The sequence below is a fragment of the Streptomyces sp. 15-116A genome (assembly GCF_025290915.1).
Taxonomy (GTDB): Bacteria; Actinomycetota; Actinomycetes; order Streptomycetales; family Streptomycetaceae; genus Streptomyces.
In genome coordinates, this window is sequence record NZ_JAOCQE010000011.1 from 49261 (window position 1) to 64963 (window position 15703).

Genomic DNA, 15703 nt, shown 5'->3' on the forward strand with positions numbered 1-15703 from the left:
AGCATGGCACAGAGAAGTCTCGCTGTGTAACTTCTCACTGAAATCCATCGGGTGAATCTGATGGTCAGTCGCTTCGGCCCTGCCTAGCCTGAGTGAGATCACCCCCGGGTTTGTCGCCCGGCACCCTGCGAGGAGCCACATGCCCGAACGCACCACCACCCGCCGCCGTCAACTCGGCGCGATGATGCGCAAGTTGCGTGCGCGGAAGGGTCTGACTCTTGAGGAGGCCGGGCGGCTCGTCGGCGTCTCCAAGGCGACGGTCAGCAGATACGAGACACAGTCCGGCCCGGTGAAGTGGCTTGTCGTGGACGCTCTGTGCAGGGAATACGGCGCGTCAGATGCTGAGCGCGAAGCTGTCGTTCGCCTCGCGAAAGACGCCAAGCAGCAAGGCTGGTGGAGCTCGTTCGGCGACTCCATCCCAGAGAGCATGAACCTGCTGCTCACCCTCGAAGACGATGCCGTGCGAGAGAGCCACTTCTCCTGCGTCTACGTCCCCGGGCTACTGCAGACACGCGCGTACAGCACCGCGCTGCAGAAGGCCAACGAGGTGCCGCTGGCCCCGGCCGAGATCGAGCGGCTCGTCGACATCCGCATGAAGCGGCAGGAGATCCTCACCCGCCCCAGGCCGCTGAGCCTGTGGGCAATCTTGGACGAGTCCGTGATCCGCCGGGTCGTCGGATCGCCACGAGACATGAAGGAACAGCTTGAGCGGCTGCTTATGGCGAACGAGTCTCCGCACATAACGCTCCAGGTGCTGCCCTTCGCCAAGGGCGCGCATGCGGCCGCACTGGGGAGCTTCGTCATCATCGGCGGTACAGAACCCGCACTCGACGTGGTGTACGTCGACTTCCACACAGGCTCCTTGTTCCTCGAGAAGGAGGAGGAACTGGAGCGATACAGACTTGCGTTCGAGTACCTCCGCGCACAAGCGTTGGACATGGAGGCTTCCTCCGCACTGATCCACCGCGCCAGCAAGGAGCTTTGAATGCCTACCGACGATCAGTCCGTCACGGAACCGACTTGGTTCAAGTCGTCACACAGCGGGGGAAACACGACCGAATGTGTGGAGGCTGCCTACGTACCGGCCGGGCTGCTCGTAAGGGACTCCAAACAGCCAGGAGGTGGTCACCTGCGCATGTCGGCGACTGCCTGGGCCGACTTCATAGGTTGTCTGGCCAGAGGAACTCTGCGTCCCTGACCCGCATCGCCGACGGCGCCAGCTGCCTGCCGCACCTGACCGCGTCCGACAGGTCAGCAAGGAGTGACTCTTGAAGACAGCAACGTCAGAGCCTCGCTGGTTCAAGTCCTCATACAGCGGGGGCAGCGGCACCGAGTGCGTCGAATGCGCCTACGCCTCGCACGGCGCACTGATACGCGACGCCAAGTACGCAGACGGACCTGTCGTCCCCGTTGGAGCGGAGGCTTGGGTTGAGTTCATTGATGCGCTGCACAGCAGAGCTCTGGGCTAGCAGCCGGAGGAGCGCATGAGCCGTCGTCGATTACCGGGGCAGGATCCTCCTGCACCGCGACCCCGACTTCGACATCGCCGTCCAGGAAGGCATCGACCTCGCGGCACTAATGAAGCGGCAGGCACAAGGCGAGTGAGCCGCGGCAGCGCCCCGAGACGGAGCCACTATCGTCGGCCGCGCCAGCATCGAATACGAGCCAGGGTCAGCTCAGAGGCGTAGAAGTCTGTGCAAGTAACTGGCAGGCGGGGTCACACCGCCGCAAGTCTGGTCAAGTCAACCGTTGGCACCAGCACCGGAGGCAACATGGCGCTGCACCGCCTGGGCAAGGACCCTGAGAGTCCCAACAACGGCTCTCCGACCGTGTACCTGGACGACGAGACCGGGAACTACATCCTGCAAGGATGGCGCGTCACGGACGCCGAGCGGCTGGCGCAGCTAGATATCCCCAGTCACGAGACTGTGATCGAGTTCCCCAGGCGCATGATGCAGTTCTTCCCGGAGGTGAACGGCGGTGCCGCAGACGAGGTTTGAGGAGCTGTTCCGCTCCGCCCAGCGGAGTGCGTACCACCTGGAGATGCGGGACGCCTACGGGCTCGACGAGGACTATCAGGAGTGGTCCGCGGGGCATCGCTTCGACCCGGCGGAGCGCTGGCCGTGGTGGATCGATCTGGTTTCCTCAGCGGTGGCCCGCGGTGTGGCCGTGCACCGCGCCCGCATCGTCTCTGAGCCCATCTCCGCCTACGTCCGCTACGAGTACGAGCTGACCAGCGGGCACAACATCAAGGCCGGTGAGGCCGTGCGCTGGCTGCCGCGCAGGCAGGCTTCGGGACTTGCGCTGCCGGGGAACGACTTCTGGCTGTTCGACGGCACGACCGTCCTGTTCAATCACTTCGCAGGAGACGGGACGATGACCGGAGAAGAGATTGTGACGGACCCCGCAGTCGTGGACCTGTGCTCCGACGCGTTCGCCGTTGTCTGGGAGCGAGCGACTCCTCATGAGGAGTACCAGCCGGCCTGACTGTCCCGGTCCCTCAGCCTCCATGTCTTCGTCATCCAGCGTCCAGCAAGCCCGAGAGGCCCTGGGCAAGCGCCTGCGGGAGCTTCGGAAGGACTCCGGCTTGACTGCGCGGGAGCTTGCCTTCAGGGCGGGCTGGCATGAAAGCAAGTGCAGCCGCCTGGAGAACGGTCGTACACCACCGTCCGACGATGACCTGCGCATGTACACGCTGCACTGCGGCGCGGTCGATCAGACGGCCGACCTGATCGCCACAGCGCGGAACATCGACGGTGCATATGTCGAGTGGCGCCGCATGGAACGCTCCGGGCTGCGACGTGCGCAGGAGTCGGTGATCCCCCTGTGGGAACGCACCAGGCGCTTCCGGGCGTACTCGTCCTGGCTGATACCCGGCCCGTTTCAGACACCTGCGTACATCAGGGCCCTTCTGATGTCGATTCGCGACCGGCGCGCTCTGCCCGACGACTTGGACGCGGCAGTTCAGATCCGCGTGGATAAGCAGCGCGTCTTGTACGAGGGAGCACGCCGCTTCGCCGTAGTGCTGGAAGAGAGCACGCTCCGGCACATCATCGGCGGGGCGGAGACGATGGCCGGGCAACTCGGTCATCTGCTGTCGCTGGCGACCCTTCCCAACGTCAGCTTGGGCGTCATCCCGCTGAGCGCCGACCGTACGGCCCTGTGGCCGGTCGAGGACTTCTGGATCTTCGATGATGCCCAGGTGAATGTCGAGTTGGTCTCCGCCTTCCTCACCATCTCGCAGCCGCACGAGGTCGGTATGTACGCCCGGGCCTTCACAACTCTCGCAGACTCTGCGGTCTACGGGACACCCGCCCGTGCCTTGATCACGTCGGCCATCGACTCGCTCGGGTGACTGTGTGCAAGTCCATGCACGTTCGTTGAGGGCTGGTCTCGCCGATTTCTAGCTTGGTCGTCACAAAGCCCCGAGAAAGGAAGGGTCATCCATGGCGACATCCTGTGCCCAGGCACCCTGGGCCATGCGGCTCGTGACAGACCGGCGGCCCATCAGTCCCGCTCCCTACGCTACTGTGACGCTGGACTCGGTCACACAGACGGCCCGCTACACCGACGCGGCCGGGCACGTGGTTGAGATGGGCAAGCACGGGACGTCGAGGACGAGTAGCACGGCATCGGTGTCCGGGGGCGGGGACGGGCAGCAGCCCCAGCCGCAGTCCCAGGACGACACGACGACCGACTACGAATCGGACTGACCGTTGGCGTCCACCGTCCTGGTCATCACCGCGCTGGAGGATGTGACCGCTGACCTGGTCATCGCAGCCCTCAACGAGCGTGGCGTGCACGTTGCCCGCGTCGACCCTGCCGACATCGGGCCGCACCTCGCCTTCGCGTTCCACCTGAGCCCTGGCAGCACGGTGTGGAGCGGGTCGCTTCGTACAACGAGCCGGGAGGTGCGGTTGGAGGAGGTGGCTGCGGTCTACTTCCGGCGTCCGACGCCGTACACCTCTCGGTTCGTCCATCTCTCCGTGCAGGAAAGGGAGTTCGCGGTCGCCGAAGCGCGGCACGGGCTCGGTGGGGTGCTCAACGGGCTGAGCGGCGTGCGGTACGTCAATCATCCGCTGGCGGTCGCCCACGCCGAGTTCAAGCCGAGGCAGCTCAGGCAGTTCACCGAGCTCGGGTTGCAGATCCCGCCGACCCTGGTGACCAACGACGTTGATGCGGCGCGGAACTTCGCCGAGCTTCACGGGCACGTGGTCTACAAGACGTTCCGCGGGCTGCCTCGGGGCGAGGGCGGGTGTGCCGGAGCTGTCTGGACCCAACGTATCGACGCGGCGACTCTCGATGAGTCGATCGCGGTGACCGCCCACCTGTTCCAGGCTGAGATTCCCAAGAGGAGTGACGTACGGGTCACTGTGGTCGGGCGGCGGGTCTTCGCGCAGGAGATCATCACGCCCGACCGTGCGCTGGACTGGCGCAGAGGGGACTGGGACCAGTTGGCCTACGGCTCTGTCGCTGTCCCTCCCCGTATCGAGGCGGCTCTGCAGAGCTACCTGCGGGCGTTCGGCCTGGTCTTCGGCTGCTTCGACTTCGCGCTCACGGGATGCGCCGACGAGCCTGAAGCGTGGTGGGCGATCGAGTGCAATCCGAACGGCCAGTGGGGGTGGCTGCCTGATGCGGACGCCATCGCCGGGGCGTTCGCCGATGTTCTGACCGAGAAAGGAGGCGGTCAGCCATGATGGTGCCCGCCGATCCTGAGACCGATGCGGTGCGGCTGCGGGAGGCCATGGTGAAGGGCCTGGCCGACGGGGGTGTGCTGGGCGATCCCGCGTGGCGGGCGGCCGTGGAGAAGGTGCCGCGGCACCGCTTTGTGCCCGGCTTCTATCTGGCCGCCGCCGAGCGCGATGAGCAGGGGCTGACCGTGTGGGAGCCGGTCACCGCCGAGCTCGACTATGGGCGGTGGCTCGCCGGCGCGTACTCCGACTCCACGTTGGTGACGCAGTTCGACGGTGAGGAGCCGGACTGGAAGAGCCCGGTCGTACGGCATGGGGGTGCGCCGTCCTCGTCGTCGACGCTGCCGTCGCTCGTCGTGCGGATGTGGGAGGACGCCGATGTGCGGGAGGGGCACGATGTGCTGGAGATCGGGACCGGCACCGGGTACTCCACCGCGCTCGCGTGTGAGCGGCTGGGGTCATCGCATGTGACGAGCGTCGACGTCGACTCGAGTCGGCTGGAGGCCGCGGCAGAGGCGCTGTATGCCTGCGGCTATGTGCCGACGCTGGCTGTCGCGGACGGGCTGTACGGGTACTGGCCCGAGGCCTGGTTCGATCGGATCGTGACCGCCTGCTCGATGCGGGCGGTGCCGTCTGCGCTGATTGCTCAGTGTCGTCCTGGCGGGAAGATCCTGGTGAATCTGTCCGGCTGGTTCTACGGGCATGCGCGCGCTCTGCTCACCGTGGCTGGCGATGGCTCGGCTGAAGGGCCGTTGTTGCCGGGCACGATCTCCTTCATGTCCGTACGGAGGCATGTGGCGCCCGCGTTCGGCAATCCGTCCGACTGGACGGCGGGGCTGCCTGAGGAGCCTCGGGCCGCCCGGCACAGTTGTGATCGCCTTACCGCCGCGACGACGGAGGCGTTCCATCTGCTGTTCCTGGCCCAATGTGCCGTGCCGGACGCTCAGTTGATCACCCTTGATGGTGTGGTGCATCTGATCGACGTCGTAAGCGGTTCGGCTGCCACGCTCACCCAGAACGGGGGCGGGTGGGATGTACGTGAGGGCGGGCTCGTGAAGCTGTGGGAGCGGGTCGAGGCTGTCCTGGACGCGTACGACGCGGCGGGGCGGCCGGGGCCGGAGGCGTTCAGGGTGACTGTGAGCGGTGAGGGTCAGTACGTACGTCACCCGGGGATGACGGTGTTGCGGTTGCCGGGTGGTGGGTTGTAGGGGGCGTTGGCTGCAAGGTGCCCATGGCCGCCCGGGTTTTCTCAGGGTGGCGGTTCCGGGGCGAGCGTCAAGAGCGCCCTTCTGGCGTCGGCTAGCGCCGATTCCGCTTCGCTTCACTCTTGACGCTCGCCCCTCCACCGCGGAGTTCTCCTTGGCCGGGCGGCCCAAAGGGGGGCGGCGGGGACGGTGGGTGGGGGTGCCGGTCGTCTGCCGGGCGGGCGCCGGCTGCGTGGGGTTTTCAGGGGGTCCGGTCGTCGGGGCGGCTGCTGTTCTCTGCGCCTGCTCGTATGGGGAACTGCCCTGTTGGAGGGAAGGGCAGGGGCTGTCGAGTCCGTCTCCTGTCCTCGGCTCCAGGGCTCAGGGCTCAGGGATGACGGGCTACCAGGGCAACCGGCCCTCCGCGTCGAAGTAGCCCCCCGTGGGGCCGTCGGGGCCCAGCTGGGCCATACGGACGATGATCTCCGCGCCCTGTTCGACGGTCTGGGTGCCCGTGTTGCCGTTGAGGTCCGTCTTGGTGTAGCCGGGTTCCACCGCGTTGATCCGCATGTGCGGGAACGCCTTCGCGTACTGCACGGTGATCATGTTGACCGCGGCCTTCGACGCCGGGTACGCGACGCCGGGGTAGGCGTGGGTCGGGGTGCCGGCGGTGGTGACGCGGGTGAGGGAGGCCAGGCCGCTGCTGAGGTTGACCACTACGGGGGATGCCGAGCGCTGCAGCAGCGGCAGGAACGCCTGGGTGACCCGCACGGTGCCGAAGACGTTGGTCTCGAACACCTGCCGCATCATCTCGGCGGTGACGTCCGCGGCGCCGATCACGCTGTTGTCCTCGGCTCGTCCTTCGATGCCGGCGTTGTTGACCAGCACGTCCAGTCCGCCGTCGGCCTCGATGGTCCTGGCCGCGGCCGTGACGGAGGCGTCGTCGGTGACATCGAGCTGCACGGTCCGCGCTCCCAGCTGATCGGCGGCCCGGCGGCCACGCTCAGGGTCCCGGCTGCCGATGTAGACGGTGTGGCCTGCGGCGATGAGGCGGCGGGCGGTCTCGAAGCCGAGGCCCTTGTTCGCTCCGGTGATCAGGGTTGTCGTCATGCCTCCACGGTGCGTCGGTGCCCTTGTGTCAGCCAGGCGTCCGGTCTTCCTGGGACCGGCAGTACCAGGAAGAGCCGGTGGTGGCGGTGCACACTGGCAGGTATGGCGGCGACGGAATTCGGGCAGGCGGTGCGTCGCTGGCGCGAGCGGATCCCGCCCGAGGCGGCCGGGCTGCCCGTCGGCGCGGTTCGGCGCACGGCCGGGCTCCGCCGCGAGGAACTGGCCCTGCTCGCCGGGATCTCCGTCGACTACGTCACCCGGCTCGAGCAGGGCCGCGCGACGCGTCCCTCGTCTCAGGTCGTCGAGGCACTGGCCAGGGCACTGCGGCTGTCGGCGGACGAGCGCGCCCACCTGTTCCGGCTGGCCGGGCTCGCGCCGCCTGGCCCGCGGACGGTCCCGGCGTACATCACCCCGAGTGTCCAGCGGCTGCTCGACAGACTGACGGGCACTCCCGTGGCGGTGTACGACGCATCCTGGACCCTCCTCCTGGCCAACGCGCCTTATGCGGCGCTGATGGGGGATCCGTCCGGTTGGCGTGGCAACGAGCGCAACGCCGTGTGGCGCCACTTCCTCGGACCGGGCACCCGGGCCCGGCACACGCCTCAGTCCCTGCGCGACTTCGAGGCCGCACTGGTGTCCGATCTGCGCGCGGCGGCCGGTCGTTACCCGGCCGACCGGCGGCTGCGGCGGCTGATCTCGGAACTGCGGGCGAACAGCGACCGGTTCGGCGCGCTGTGGGAGTCCGGCACCGTCGGCCGCCATGAGGCCGCGCGCAAGACCATCGACCATCCACACGCCGGGCCGTTGACCCTTGACTGCGACGTACTCACGGTGGCGGGCAGCGACCTGCGGATCATGATCTACACGGCCGAACCCGGTACCGAGGACGCCGACCGCCTCGCCCTGCTGACCGTGCTCGGCACGCAGACGCCGGCAGAGCCCTGATCTTCGTTCCCCCGTCAGTGGCCCTGGTCGTCCAGGGTCAACTGGCCGCGGTGGAAGTCGAAGTGCTGGGTCGGGTAGTGGTACAGCTCCTCGAGGGTCATCACGTCCTTGAAGAAGGGGTCCCGGCGCGTCGGGAAGCACATGCTCCGCGTCAGATTCGTAGGCCGGCTCGGCCTCCAGCTGGCGGTGGAGGGCGGCCAGGGTGTGGTCGAGCCTCGCCGCCATGCGCCGGTGGGTGCAGACGCGGGCGCGGGCGCTCAGGACGAAGCGTGGTCGACGTCGGTCTGGGGAGTTGCCGCGCTGCGGAGTCGGTCGGCGGTGTCGCGGAGGTAGGCGGTGACCTCGGGGTCGGCGTCGAGGGTGTAGTCGGCGTCGAGGGCGGCGAGGTACTGGGCGATGCCGGGGAGGTGGTTCCCGGAGCAGTCGACGGTGCAGGTGCTCTCGTCGAGGGGGCGGATGCGGGCGGCCAGGGCTCCCCAGGCGCGGCGGCGGACGGTCTCGGCGGGGGCGTGGACGGTGGCGACGGCGCGGTGGCGGACCGGCGCGGTGGCGATCTTGTCGGCGACGTAGGCGGCCGGGTCGTCGCCGGGGACGGGGCGGGGCGTGAAGCGGTGCCGGAGGGGCGTGGGGGCGGTGATGCGGTCGAGGCGGTAGATGCGCCAGTCGTCCTTGCCGGTGTCGTGGGCGAGGAGGTACCACGTGCCGCCGGAGGAGACGAGGTGGTGGGGCTCGACGCGGCGGGGGGCCGCTCCGGGGGCGCCTCGGGGGGTGTAGTCGAAGGCGATCATCTCGTGGTCGCGGCAGGCGACGGCGAGCAGGGCGAGGAGTTCGGGGTCGATGCGCGGGCCGCGGTTCTCCCAGTCGATGGCGACGGTGGTCTGGTGCAGGGCGGCGACCTGGGTGCGCAGCCGGGCGGGCAGGACGTGTTCGAGTTTGACCAGGGCGCGCAGTGCGGTCTCCTCCATGCCGGTGAGGTGGCCGGCGGCGGTGCGCAGGGCGACGGCGGTGGCGATGGCTTCGTCGTCGCCGAGGAGGAGGGGCGGCATGGCGGTGCCGGACGCGAGGCGGTAGCCGCCGGCGTGGCCGGTGGTGCCTTCGACGGGGTAGCCCAGTTCACGCAGGCGGTCGATGTCGCGGCGGACGGTGCGGCCGGTGACGCCGAGCCGGCCGGCGAGCTCGGCGCCCGACCACTCGCGGCGGGTCTGCAGCAGGGACAGCAGCCGGAGCATCCGGGCGGGGAGGTCACTCGTCATGGATCCAGAATGCCCCTCTTTACGGACACGATCTGTCCTAAAAGGCCCCTAACGTGAAGAGGCATGCCCCGGAAGAAAAGCCCTCATCACACCTCCCTCATCACACCTAAGGAATCCGTCCGCCATGAGCACCACCACCCACTCCGCCGGCCCCCTCAACGGTTCGGTGATCTCGTATGCGATCTGGGCCGACGACGGGCGCCGGCTCGCCGAGTTCTACGCCGCGGCACTGGGCGGCGAGGTCGGACAGCCGTACCCCGACGAGCACGGCAACGAGGTCGCCTATCCCGTGACCGTCGGCAACACGGCGTACATCTTCTACACCTCGGCCTCCTTCACCCCGCCCGACTGGCCGGGGCAGGACCTGCCCTTCCACCTGGACCTGGCGTTCCCCGACGTGGCCGCCGCCGAGAAGCGACTGCTGGAACTCGGGGCGACCAAGCCCGAATTCCAGCCCGGCGGGGAGCACTGGACAGTCCTGCTGGACCCCTCCGGCCAGCCGCTGTGCATCAGCCAGGCCGCCCAGCCCTCCTGAACGCGACCGACGACACCTTTCTTTGACGACACCTTTCTCCAAGGAGAAACCGATGAAGATCGCGCTGTTGGGGACCGGTTTCGGACAGGCGCACGCCGCCGTGTACGCCGCCCGCGGCGACGTGGACGTGGTGATGTTCGGCCGCGACCCGGACAAGACCGCGAAGGCGGCCGGGCAGTTCGGCTTCGCCTCCTCCACCGAGCTGGACGCCGCCTTCGAGGACGCCTCGTTCGACCTGGTGGACATCTGTCTGCCGGTTCGGCTGCACGCCACGTACGCCCTGCGCGCGCTCGCGGCGGACAAGCATGTGCTGGTCGAACTCCCGCTGGCCGACAGCCTGGACGATGCGCAGCGGGTCGCCGAGGCCGCCGCGCGCAGCGACAAGCATGTGTTCGTGGACATGTTCGAGCGGTTCATCCCCGCGAATCAGGCCCTGTTCGACGCCGTACGGGAGAACACGTACGGGCGGCTGGAGCAGCTCACCTTGTGGAATCTGACCGCGCACCTGTGGCCGGGGGCCTCGCTGGGGCTGAAGGTGCTGCCGCTGGAGGCGCTGCACAGCGACATGGACATCATCACCCGCACGCTCGGCCTGCCGAAGGAGATGTGCGTGATTGCCGTGGCGCGTAACGAGGACTCCGGGGCGATCGACGCGACGTTCCGTTTCGACGGCGCGGCGGCCCGCAGCTCGGTCTCCTCCCTGATGCCCATGGCGTGGGGCTCCCGCGGCGGCTACACGGCCTCCTTCGAACGCGGCGTGCTGGACGCCACGTCCACGATGGGCTTCGACGGCAAGCCGACCGGCACGCTCACCGCGTACACCGCCGACGGCGCCCGTGAGCTGGAACTGCCGCCCGCGGACCAGTACACGGCCATGATCGGCCACGTCATGGACGTGATCGAGGGCAAGGCCGAGAACCGGATCGCCCCGGACAGCGTGCTCGACGCTCTGCAGCTCACCCTCGAACTCGACCAGAAGGTCAACGGCCCGAGCTGAACTCGGGCTCAGAGGGAGGCGAGGAACGTTCGTACGCGGTGCAGGAGTAGCTTGGACGCCTCCTCGTCGAAGGACGCGAGGGAGGAGTCGGTGAACAGGTGTTGTTCGCCGGAGTAGAGGAACAGCTCGGCGGTCGGTACGGAGTTGGCCAGGTCGTGGGCTGCAGGCAGGTCCTCGTCGAAGAACTCGTCGTCCTCCTTGCCGTGGATCTGGACCGGGACATTGTCGGGCCAGGACTGTCCGTACTCGGTGACGGGGATGCAGGCGTGCATCAGTAGTGCTCCCCGGGCGCCGGGGCGGGTCTGTGCGAGCCGCTGGGCGATCGTCACGCCGAATGAGAAGCCTGCGTAGACCAGGTTCGGGCTGAGGTTTTCGGTCGCTGCCGCGCCGCGTTCCCACAGGGTGTCGAAGCCTCTGTCGCGCGCGAATTCCATGCCCTCCTCGAGGGTGCCGAAGGTGCGGCCCTCGAACAGGTCCGGGGTGTGTACGGTGTGGCCGGCCCGGCGCAGTTCGTCGGCGAACGCGCGGACGCCGGCGGTCAAGCCCTGGACGTGGTGGTAGAGCAGAACCTCAGCCATATGTCCTGTCCCGTCCTTCGTGTTCTTCGCTGCTGGTTCCTCGCTGGTCGAGGTCGTAGTCGAACCAGATTCGGTGTGTGCCGTCCTCGTCGATCGCCATGCCTCCGGTGCCGGTGATTCCGGTGAGCTTGCCCGTGCCGCTTCCCGGGACGATGACGACGTGGAAGTCGCCCTGTCTGGTGCCGCCGGACATCGTGGCGGTGTGGGCGTAGTTGAAGGTGCCCGTTCGGTCGTGGAGCGTTCCCTCGAAGGACTCCATGGCGACGTACGTGCCGGTGCCGGTGGGCTCGTCGAACGCCGAGGTGAACAGGGTGGCGGAGCGGCCGGTGATCTCTCCGTCGTACTGCTTCTCCATCGTGGCGACACCGACGGACAGCGCGGTCTCGATCGACGAGCCCGGCACCGGGGCGGGGGTGAAGTCGACGACCTTGAACGTTCCTGAAGCTCGCATGCCCGGAGCGTACTTCGCACCACTGACATCGACATCGACGTCGGGAAGCGCCACGCCCCGGTGTCAGCGAGGCGTGAGGAGGCAGAACTCGTTGCCCTCCGGGTCGACCAGGACCGTCCAGTGGATCGCGGACTGGTCGATGCCGGGGTCGGTGGCGCCCAGGGCGCGCAGTCGGGCTTCCTCCGCCGCCAGGGCGTCGCCGGGGTAGGGGCTGATGTCGAGGTGGACGCGGTTCCAGACGCGCTTGGTGTCAGGGGTGCGGACGAACTCCAGGTAGGGGCCGACGCCTTGGGCGGAGCGCATCGTCGCGTGGTCGTCGGTGACCTCGTGCAGCGTCCAGTCGATCGCCTCGTCCCAGAAGCGGGCCATCGCCCGTGGGTCGGTGCAGTCGACCACCACCGCGGCGATCGGGCCGGTGTCCCGGTACCTCGGGCGGGGTTCCAGGACGCAGAACTCGTTGCCCTCCGGGTCGGCCATGACCGTCCAGGGGACGTCGCCCTGCCCCACGTCGGCGAGCGTCGCGCCGAGATCCCGCAGGCGCGCGACCAACTCCGCCTGATGGGCGGCCGAGGTGGTGGCCAGATCGATGTGCACCCGGTTCTTCACCGTCTTGGGTTCCGGGCGGGCGACGAGGTCGATGCAGACGGCCGCGGGGTCGGGGTAGGCGACATCGACGGGTTCGAGGTTGGTGACGCCGGGGGCCTCGCTGTCGACGCCCCAGCCGAGTGCCTCCGCCCAGAACCGGCCGAGCGCGGAGTCGTCGTGGGCCTTCATGTTGATCTGCACGAGTCGTGTCGCCATGCCGCAGATCCTAGAAGCCGCCGCTGACGCGGGCCGCCGCATTATTCGAGGCGTACTGGGTCCCGGCGGTCAGTCCTTTTACGGAACCGGACGACACGGCAGCCATCATGCAGCCAGGGTTGAGCGACGCCGACAACGAGTACCTGTCGGTACAGGGCACCCACCAACTGAGAGGAACAGCATCCGTGAGTGAATGGCGGCTGTCCGAAACGTTCCGCAGCGCGTCCGGAGACGTCCGCTGGGGCAGTCTCGGCCACCCCGGTCAGACACCGGTCGTGCTCCTGCACGGCACACCCTTCTCCTCCTATGTCTGGCGGGCCGTCGCCCGCGCGCTCGCCCGTCATCACCAGGTGTTCGTGTGGGACATGCCCGGTTACGGGGCATCGGAGATGTCCGCCGGCCAGGACGTCTCCCTGGCCGCCCAGGGCAGGGTCTTTACCGAGTTGCTGGCCCACTGGGGCCTTGAGCGACCCTTGGTGGTCGCCCACGACTTCGGTGGTGCCGTTTCCTTGCGGGCGCATCTGCTGCACGGAGCTCACTACCGAGCGCTCGCGCTGGTCGACGCGGTCGCGTTGGCCCCATGGGGTTCTCCGTTCTTCCGACTCGTCGGCGAGCATTCCGAAGTCTTCGAACAGCTGCCGCCCGCACTGCACCACGCTTTGGTACGCGAGTACATCAGCTCGGCCAGCAGCCCTGGCCTGCACCCTGTGGTTCTCGACCGGCTCATCCAGCCCTGGCTCGGTGACCTCGGCCAAGCGGCCTTCTACCGGCAGATCGCGCAGGCCGACCAGCGCTACACCGACGAAGTGCAAGACCGCTACGCCGAGATCGGCTTCCCGACGATGGTGTGCTGGGGACAGGACGACACTTGGATCCCCCTGGCGAAAGGACGGGAGCTCGCCGTCCGCATCCCAGGAGCGCGGCTGGAACCAATTGCCGGTGCGGGCCATCTCATCCAGGAAGACGCACCTGCTGAACTCACAGCCGCTCTGTTGGCCTTCCTCCAGCACTCGGTCTGACACCCGACACAAACGTGAGAGGACAGATCATGCCCGAAGTTGCGCCAGAGGACGTGTTCACCGGCCGTGTGCTGGAGTGGCACAGCGAGGAGGGGTGGGGCGTGCTCGGCTGCGATGCGTTGACGGACGAGGTGTGGGCACACTACTCGGTCATCCATGCCGAGGGGTTTCGTGAGCTGGCGGGCGGCCAGTCGGTCGCCTTCTCGGCTGAGCAGGCCGAACAGGACGGGTACCGGTGGCGAGCGGTGTGCATCTGGCCGGAGGCCGGGGCGTCGTCGTGAGTGGCACGGAGAGTCGAGGCTCAGGCTCTCTTCTGGCGCAGTCGTCTAATCCAGCCATGCCCTCAACAGTCTCTCCCGCTCTGTCTCGCGAGGTGTCCCTCCCTCCCAGGAACGGCCCCACTCCGACATCGCCGCCAGGGTGGTGGACATCGTCGCGGCGCCTTCCGTGAGGCGGGCGAGGAGGGTGCGGGAGAGGTCGAGCTCGGTCTCGGAATAGCCGGCCACCGCGGCCGTGTAGGCCCACAATTCGTCCTTGCCCGTGGGGCGTTCGACGTGCAGCGCCATCAGCGGCGGGGACTCGTCCACCCACCCCGTCAGCCCGGTCATGGCCAGGTCGACGACCGCGCCGATGCGGCGTCTCACGGTCTTCACGGGGGCGGACTGCACCGTCAAGGCCCGCACGTCCTGCCACGGGTAGAAGCCGGACTGCCCGTCGCCGAGCGCCACCACGCCCTCGTGGCTCAGGCGTACGCCGAGGTTCGTACCGGACGGCTTCGCGCCCACGTAGACGTCACCCTCGGCGATCCAGAACAGGCCCACCATGGCCATGAGGCGCTCACTTCCCCCCGGCGGCGGCACCGCCGTCGCGTCACACGTCGAACGATCCGGTCGCCATTCGAGACGTGTGAAGGAGGCAGTGAGTTCCCACGTGACCTGCGCCAGTTCGGCGGCGTTCTCCTGTGCAGCACCCTCTCCGGTGCTGGTCCGATCGACGGGAGTTGACTTGATGCGTGGAAGCAGGCTGGGAGCGGTAGCGGTGTTGGCCGGAGCGGCGGCCATCCTCTCCGGCGGTGCGACGGCCGTCGCGGCACCGGGGCCGAGCGGCGCCGCGCAGGACGTGACCGGGCTGGTGGGAGGCACCGTGGTGCCACTGGCTGAGGGCAACACGATCTGTCCTGCACCGTTGGCCCACGGCGGCAACAGCGGCGGCCTCTACCAGAAGTCCGCTGCGTGCTCTGCCGGTCAGGGTCCGGTGGGCTGAGACATCGGCTGAGACACGAACGAGGCGGCGCACTCCGACGAGTTGTCGGGGTACGCCGCCCTGAGTAGTGCGGGGTGCGTGGTGCGGGTGTGCGGTGCGTGGTGCGTTGTACGGGTTTGCCGCGCATCTCGGTTACTTCGGGTCGGCGTTGAACCTCGCCGTCGACCAACGGTATCCGAGGGCCGCCAGGACCAGGCACCAGGCGGCGGCGAGCCAGCCGTTGTGGCCGATCTCCGTGCCGAGGAGGAGGCCGCGCAGGGTCTCGATCGCCGGGGTGAAGGGCTGGTACTCCGCGATCGGCTGGAACCAGCCGGGCATCGAGTCCAGCGGGACGAAGGTGCTGGAGAGGAGGGGCAGCAGGATCAGGGGCATGGCGTTGTTGCTGGCCGCCTCGGCGTTCGGGCTGGCCAGGCCCATGCCGACCGCGATCCAGGTGAGCGCCGTGGCGAAGAGGGCGGTCAGGCCCAGGGCCGCGAGCCATTCCAGGACGGTGGCGTCGGTGGAGCGGAAGCCGATGGCCACCGCGACCGCGCCGACGAGGATCACGCTCATCACGCACTGCAGCACGCTGCCGACCACGTGGCCGATGAGCACCGAGCTGCGGTGGATCGCCATGGTGCGGAAGCGGGCGATGATGCCCTCGTTCATGTCGGTGGAGACCGACACCGCCGTGCCGATCGTCGTGCTGCCGATGGTCATCAGCAGCAGGCCGGGGACGATGAAGGCGATGTAGGCCGAGCGGTCCGGGCCGCCGTCCCCGATGCCGGCGCTCATGGTGTCGCCGAAGATGTAGACGAAGAGCAGGAGCAGCATCACCGGGGTGAGCAGCAGGTTCAGCGTCATGGACGGGTAGCGGCGGGCGTGGAGCAGGTTGCG

22 protein-coding genes are annotated in these 15703 nt (G+C 68.2%); 14 read left to right on the forward strand and 8 right to left on the reverse strand.

Translation table 11 applies throughout. The features are described 5' to 3' along the window. The first annotated feature begins 139 nt into the window (after positions 1–139). From N4P33_RS04025 to tgmC, 9 genes are all read left to right on the forward strand, one after another. Positions 140–985, forward strand: a complete 846-nt coding sequence (locus N4P33_RS04025; protein ID WP_260824760.1) for a helix-turn-helix transcriptional regulator — start codon at positions 140–142, stop codon at positions 983–985. After that, a complete protein-coding gene (locus tag N4P33_RS04030; RefSeq protein ID WP_260824761.1) occupies positions 986–1198 on the forward strand; it encodes a DUF397 domain-containing protein in 213 nt (70 codons plus the stop codon). A 70-nt stretch (positions 1199–1268) separates the two neighbouring features. Then, on the forward strand, positions 1269–1469 hold the full coding sequence (locus N4P33_RS04035; protein ID WP_260824762.1) for a DUF397 domain-containing protein: 201 nt from the start codon (positions 1269–1271) through the stop codon (positions 1467–1469). Positions 1470–1772: 303 nt separating this feature from the next. Next, positions 1773–2000 carry a hypothetical protein gene (locus N4P33_RS04040; protein ID WP_260824763.1) on the forward strand — a complete coding sequence of 76 codons (228 nt, stop codon included), beginning with the start codon at positions 1773–1775 and terminating at the stop codon, positions 1998–2000. Further along, the gene (locus N4P33_RS04045; RefSeq protein ID WP_260824764.1) at positions 1981–2487 is read left to right on the forward strand and encodes a DUF6879 family protein; all 507 of its coding nucleotides are present in this window, start codon (positions 1981–1983) and stop codon (positions 2485–2487) included. Before N4P33_RS04040 ends, N4P33_RS04045 begins: the two co-directional genes overlap by 20 nt. Positions 2488–2509: 22 nt before the next feature. Then, on the forward strand, positions 2510–3355 hold the full coding sequence (locus tag N4P33_RS04050) for a helix-turn-helix transcriptional regulator (protein ID WP_260824765.1): 846 nt from the start codon (positions 2510–2512) through the stop codon (positions 3353–3355). Positions 3356–3479: 124 nt separating this feature from the next. Continuing rightward, on the forward strand, positions 3480–3713 hold the full coding sequence (locus N4P33_RS04055) for a putative ATP-grasp-modified RiPP (RefSeq protein WP_260824798.1): 234 nt from the start codon (positions 3480–3482) through the stop codon (positions 3711–3713). Positions 3714–3716: 3 nt separating this feature from the next. Continuing rightward, positions 3717–4697 (forward strand): ATP-grasp ribosomal peptide maturase, encoded by a 981-nt coding sequence (tgmB, locus tag N4P33_RS04060; protein WP_260824766.1) that lies wholly within the window; start codon positions 3717–3719, stop codon positions 4695–4697. Further along, entirely contained in the window at positions 4694–5899 is a 1206-nt protein-coding gene (gene tgmC / locus N4P33_RS04065) for an ATP-grasp peptide maturase system methyltransferase (protein WP_260824767.1), read from the forward strand. Before tgmB ends, tgmC begins: the two co-directional genes overlap by 4 nt. A 378-nt stretch (positions 5900–6277) precedes the next feature. Here tgmC and N4P33_RS04070 read toward each other — a convergent pair whose 3' ends face one another. After that, entirely contained in the window at positions 6278–6985 is a 708-nt protein-coding gene (locus N4P33_RS04070) for an SDR family oxidoreductase (protein ID WP_260824768.1), read from the reverse strand. A 102-nt stretch (positions 6986–7087) separates the two neighbouring features. Between N4P33_RS04070 and N4P33_RS04075 the strand changes: the two genes are divergently transcribed. Next, positions 7088–7930 (forward strand): helix-turn-helix transcriptional regulator, encoded by an 843-nt coding sequence (locus N4P33_RS04075; protein ID WP_260824771.1) that lies wholly within the window; start codon positions 7088–7090, stop codon positions 7928–7930. Positions 7931–7944: 14 nt separating this feature from the next. On the opposite strand, the gene N4P33_RS04080 is transcribed toward N4P33_RS04075, so the two are convergent. Together N4P33_RS04080 and N4P33_RS04085 are read right to left on the reverse strand one after the other, a co-directional pair. Further along, positions 7945–8073, reverse strand: coding sequence for a hypothetical protein (locus N4P33_RS04080; protein WP_260824773.1), 129 nt, complete (start codon positions 8071–8073; stop codon positions 7945–7947). A gap of 114 nt (positions 8074–8187) precedes the next feature. Then, the gene (locus tag N4P33_RS04085; RefSeq protein WP_260824776.1) at positions 8188–9183 is read right to left on the reverse strand and encodes a YafY family protein; all 996 of its coding nucleotides are present in this window, start codon (positions 9181–9183) and stop codon (positions 8188–8190) included. 124 nt (positions 9184–9307) lie between these two features. On the opposite strand from N4P33_RS04085, the gene N4P33_RS04090 reads away from it, so the two are divergent. Both N4P33_RS04090 and N4P33_RS04095 read left to right on the forward strand, forming a co-directional pair. Then, on the forward strand, positions 9308–9718 hold the full coding sequence (locus tag N4P33_RS04090; RefSeq protein ID WP_260824778.1) for a VOC family protein: 411 nt from the start codon (positions 9308–9310) through the stop codon (positions 9716–9718). 52 nt (positions 9719–9770) lie between these two features. Further along, entirely contained in the window at positions 9771–10715 is a 945-nt protein-coding gene (locus tag N4P33_RS04095; RefSeq protein ID WP_260824780.1) for a Gfo/Idh/MocA family protein, read from the forward strand. Between the two features lie 8 nt (positions 10716–10723). Here the strand turns inward: N4P33_RS04095 and N4P33_RS04100 are convergent, their stop codons facing one another. The 3 genes from N4P33_RS04100 to N4P33_RS04110 all read right to left on the reverse strand — a co-directional run bounded on the left by N4P33_RS04100 (position 10724) and on the right by N4P33_RS04110 (position 12545). Next, on the reverse strand, positions 10724–11293 hold the full coding sequence (locus N4P33_RS04100; protein WP_260824782.1) for a dienelactone hydrolase family protein: 570 nt from the start codon (positions 11291–11293) through the stop codon (positions 10724–10726). Then, complete coding sequence (locus tag N4P33_RS04105) at positions 11286–11744, reverse strand: DUF3224 domain-containing protein (RefSeq protein WP_260824784.1); 459 nt, start codon at positions 11742–11744, stop codon at positions 11286–11288. The genes N4P33_RS04100 and N4P33_RS04105 overlap by 8 nt, the downstream gene beginning before the upstream one ends. Before the next feature lie 63 nt (positions 11745–11807). Then, positions 11808–12545 (reverse strand): VOC family protein, encoded by a 738-nt coding sequence (locus N4P33_RS04110; RefSeq protein ID WP_260824786.1) that lies wholly within the window; start codon positions 12543–12545, stop codon positions 11808–11810. A 185-nt stretch (positions 12546–12730) separates the two neighbouring features. Here N4P33_RS04110 and N4P33_RS04115 point away from each other — a divergent pair, with 185 nt between their 5' ends. Both N4P33_RS04115 and N4P33_RS04120 read left to right on the forward strand, forming a co-directional pair. Beyond that, positions 12731–13564 (forward strand): alpha/beta fold hydrolase, encoded by an 834-nt coding sequence (locus N4P33_RS04115; RefSeq protein WP_260824799.1) that lies wholly within the window; start codon positions 12731–12733, stop codon positions 13562–13564. 29 nt (positions 13565–13593) lie between these two features. Beyond that, positions 13594–13845: a cold-shock protein gene (locus tag N4P33_RS04120; protein WP_260824788.1), complete on the forward strand. Its 252-nt coding sequence runs from the start codon at positions 13594–13596 to the stop codon at positions 13843–13845. Between the two features lie 45 nt (positions 13846–13890). Here the strand turns inward: N4P33_RS04120 and N4P33_RS04125 are convergent, their stop codons facing one another. Further along, positions 13891–14394: a hypothetical protein gene (locus tag N4P33_RS04125; protein WP_260824790.1), complete on the reverse strand. Its 504-nt coding sequence runs from the start codon at positions 14392–14394 to the stop codon at positions 13891–13893. Between the two features lie 565 nt (positions 14395–14959). Next, positions 14960–15703: ABC transporter permease (locus tag N4P33_RS04130; protein WP_260824791.1), on the reverse strand; the 744-nt coding region annotated here is incomplete at its 5' end.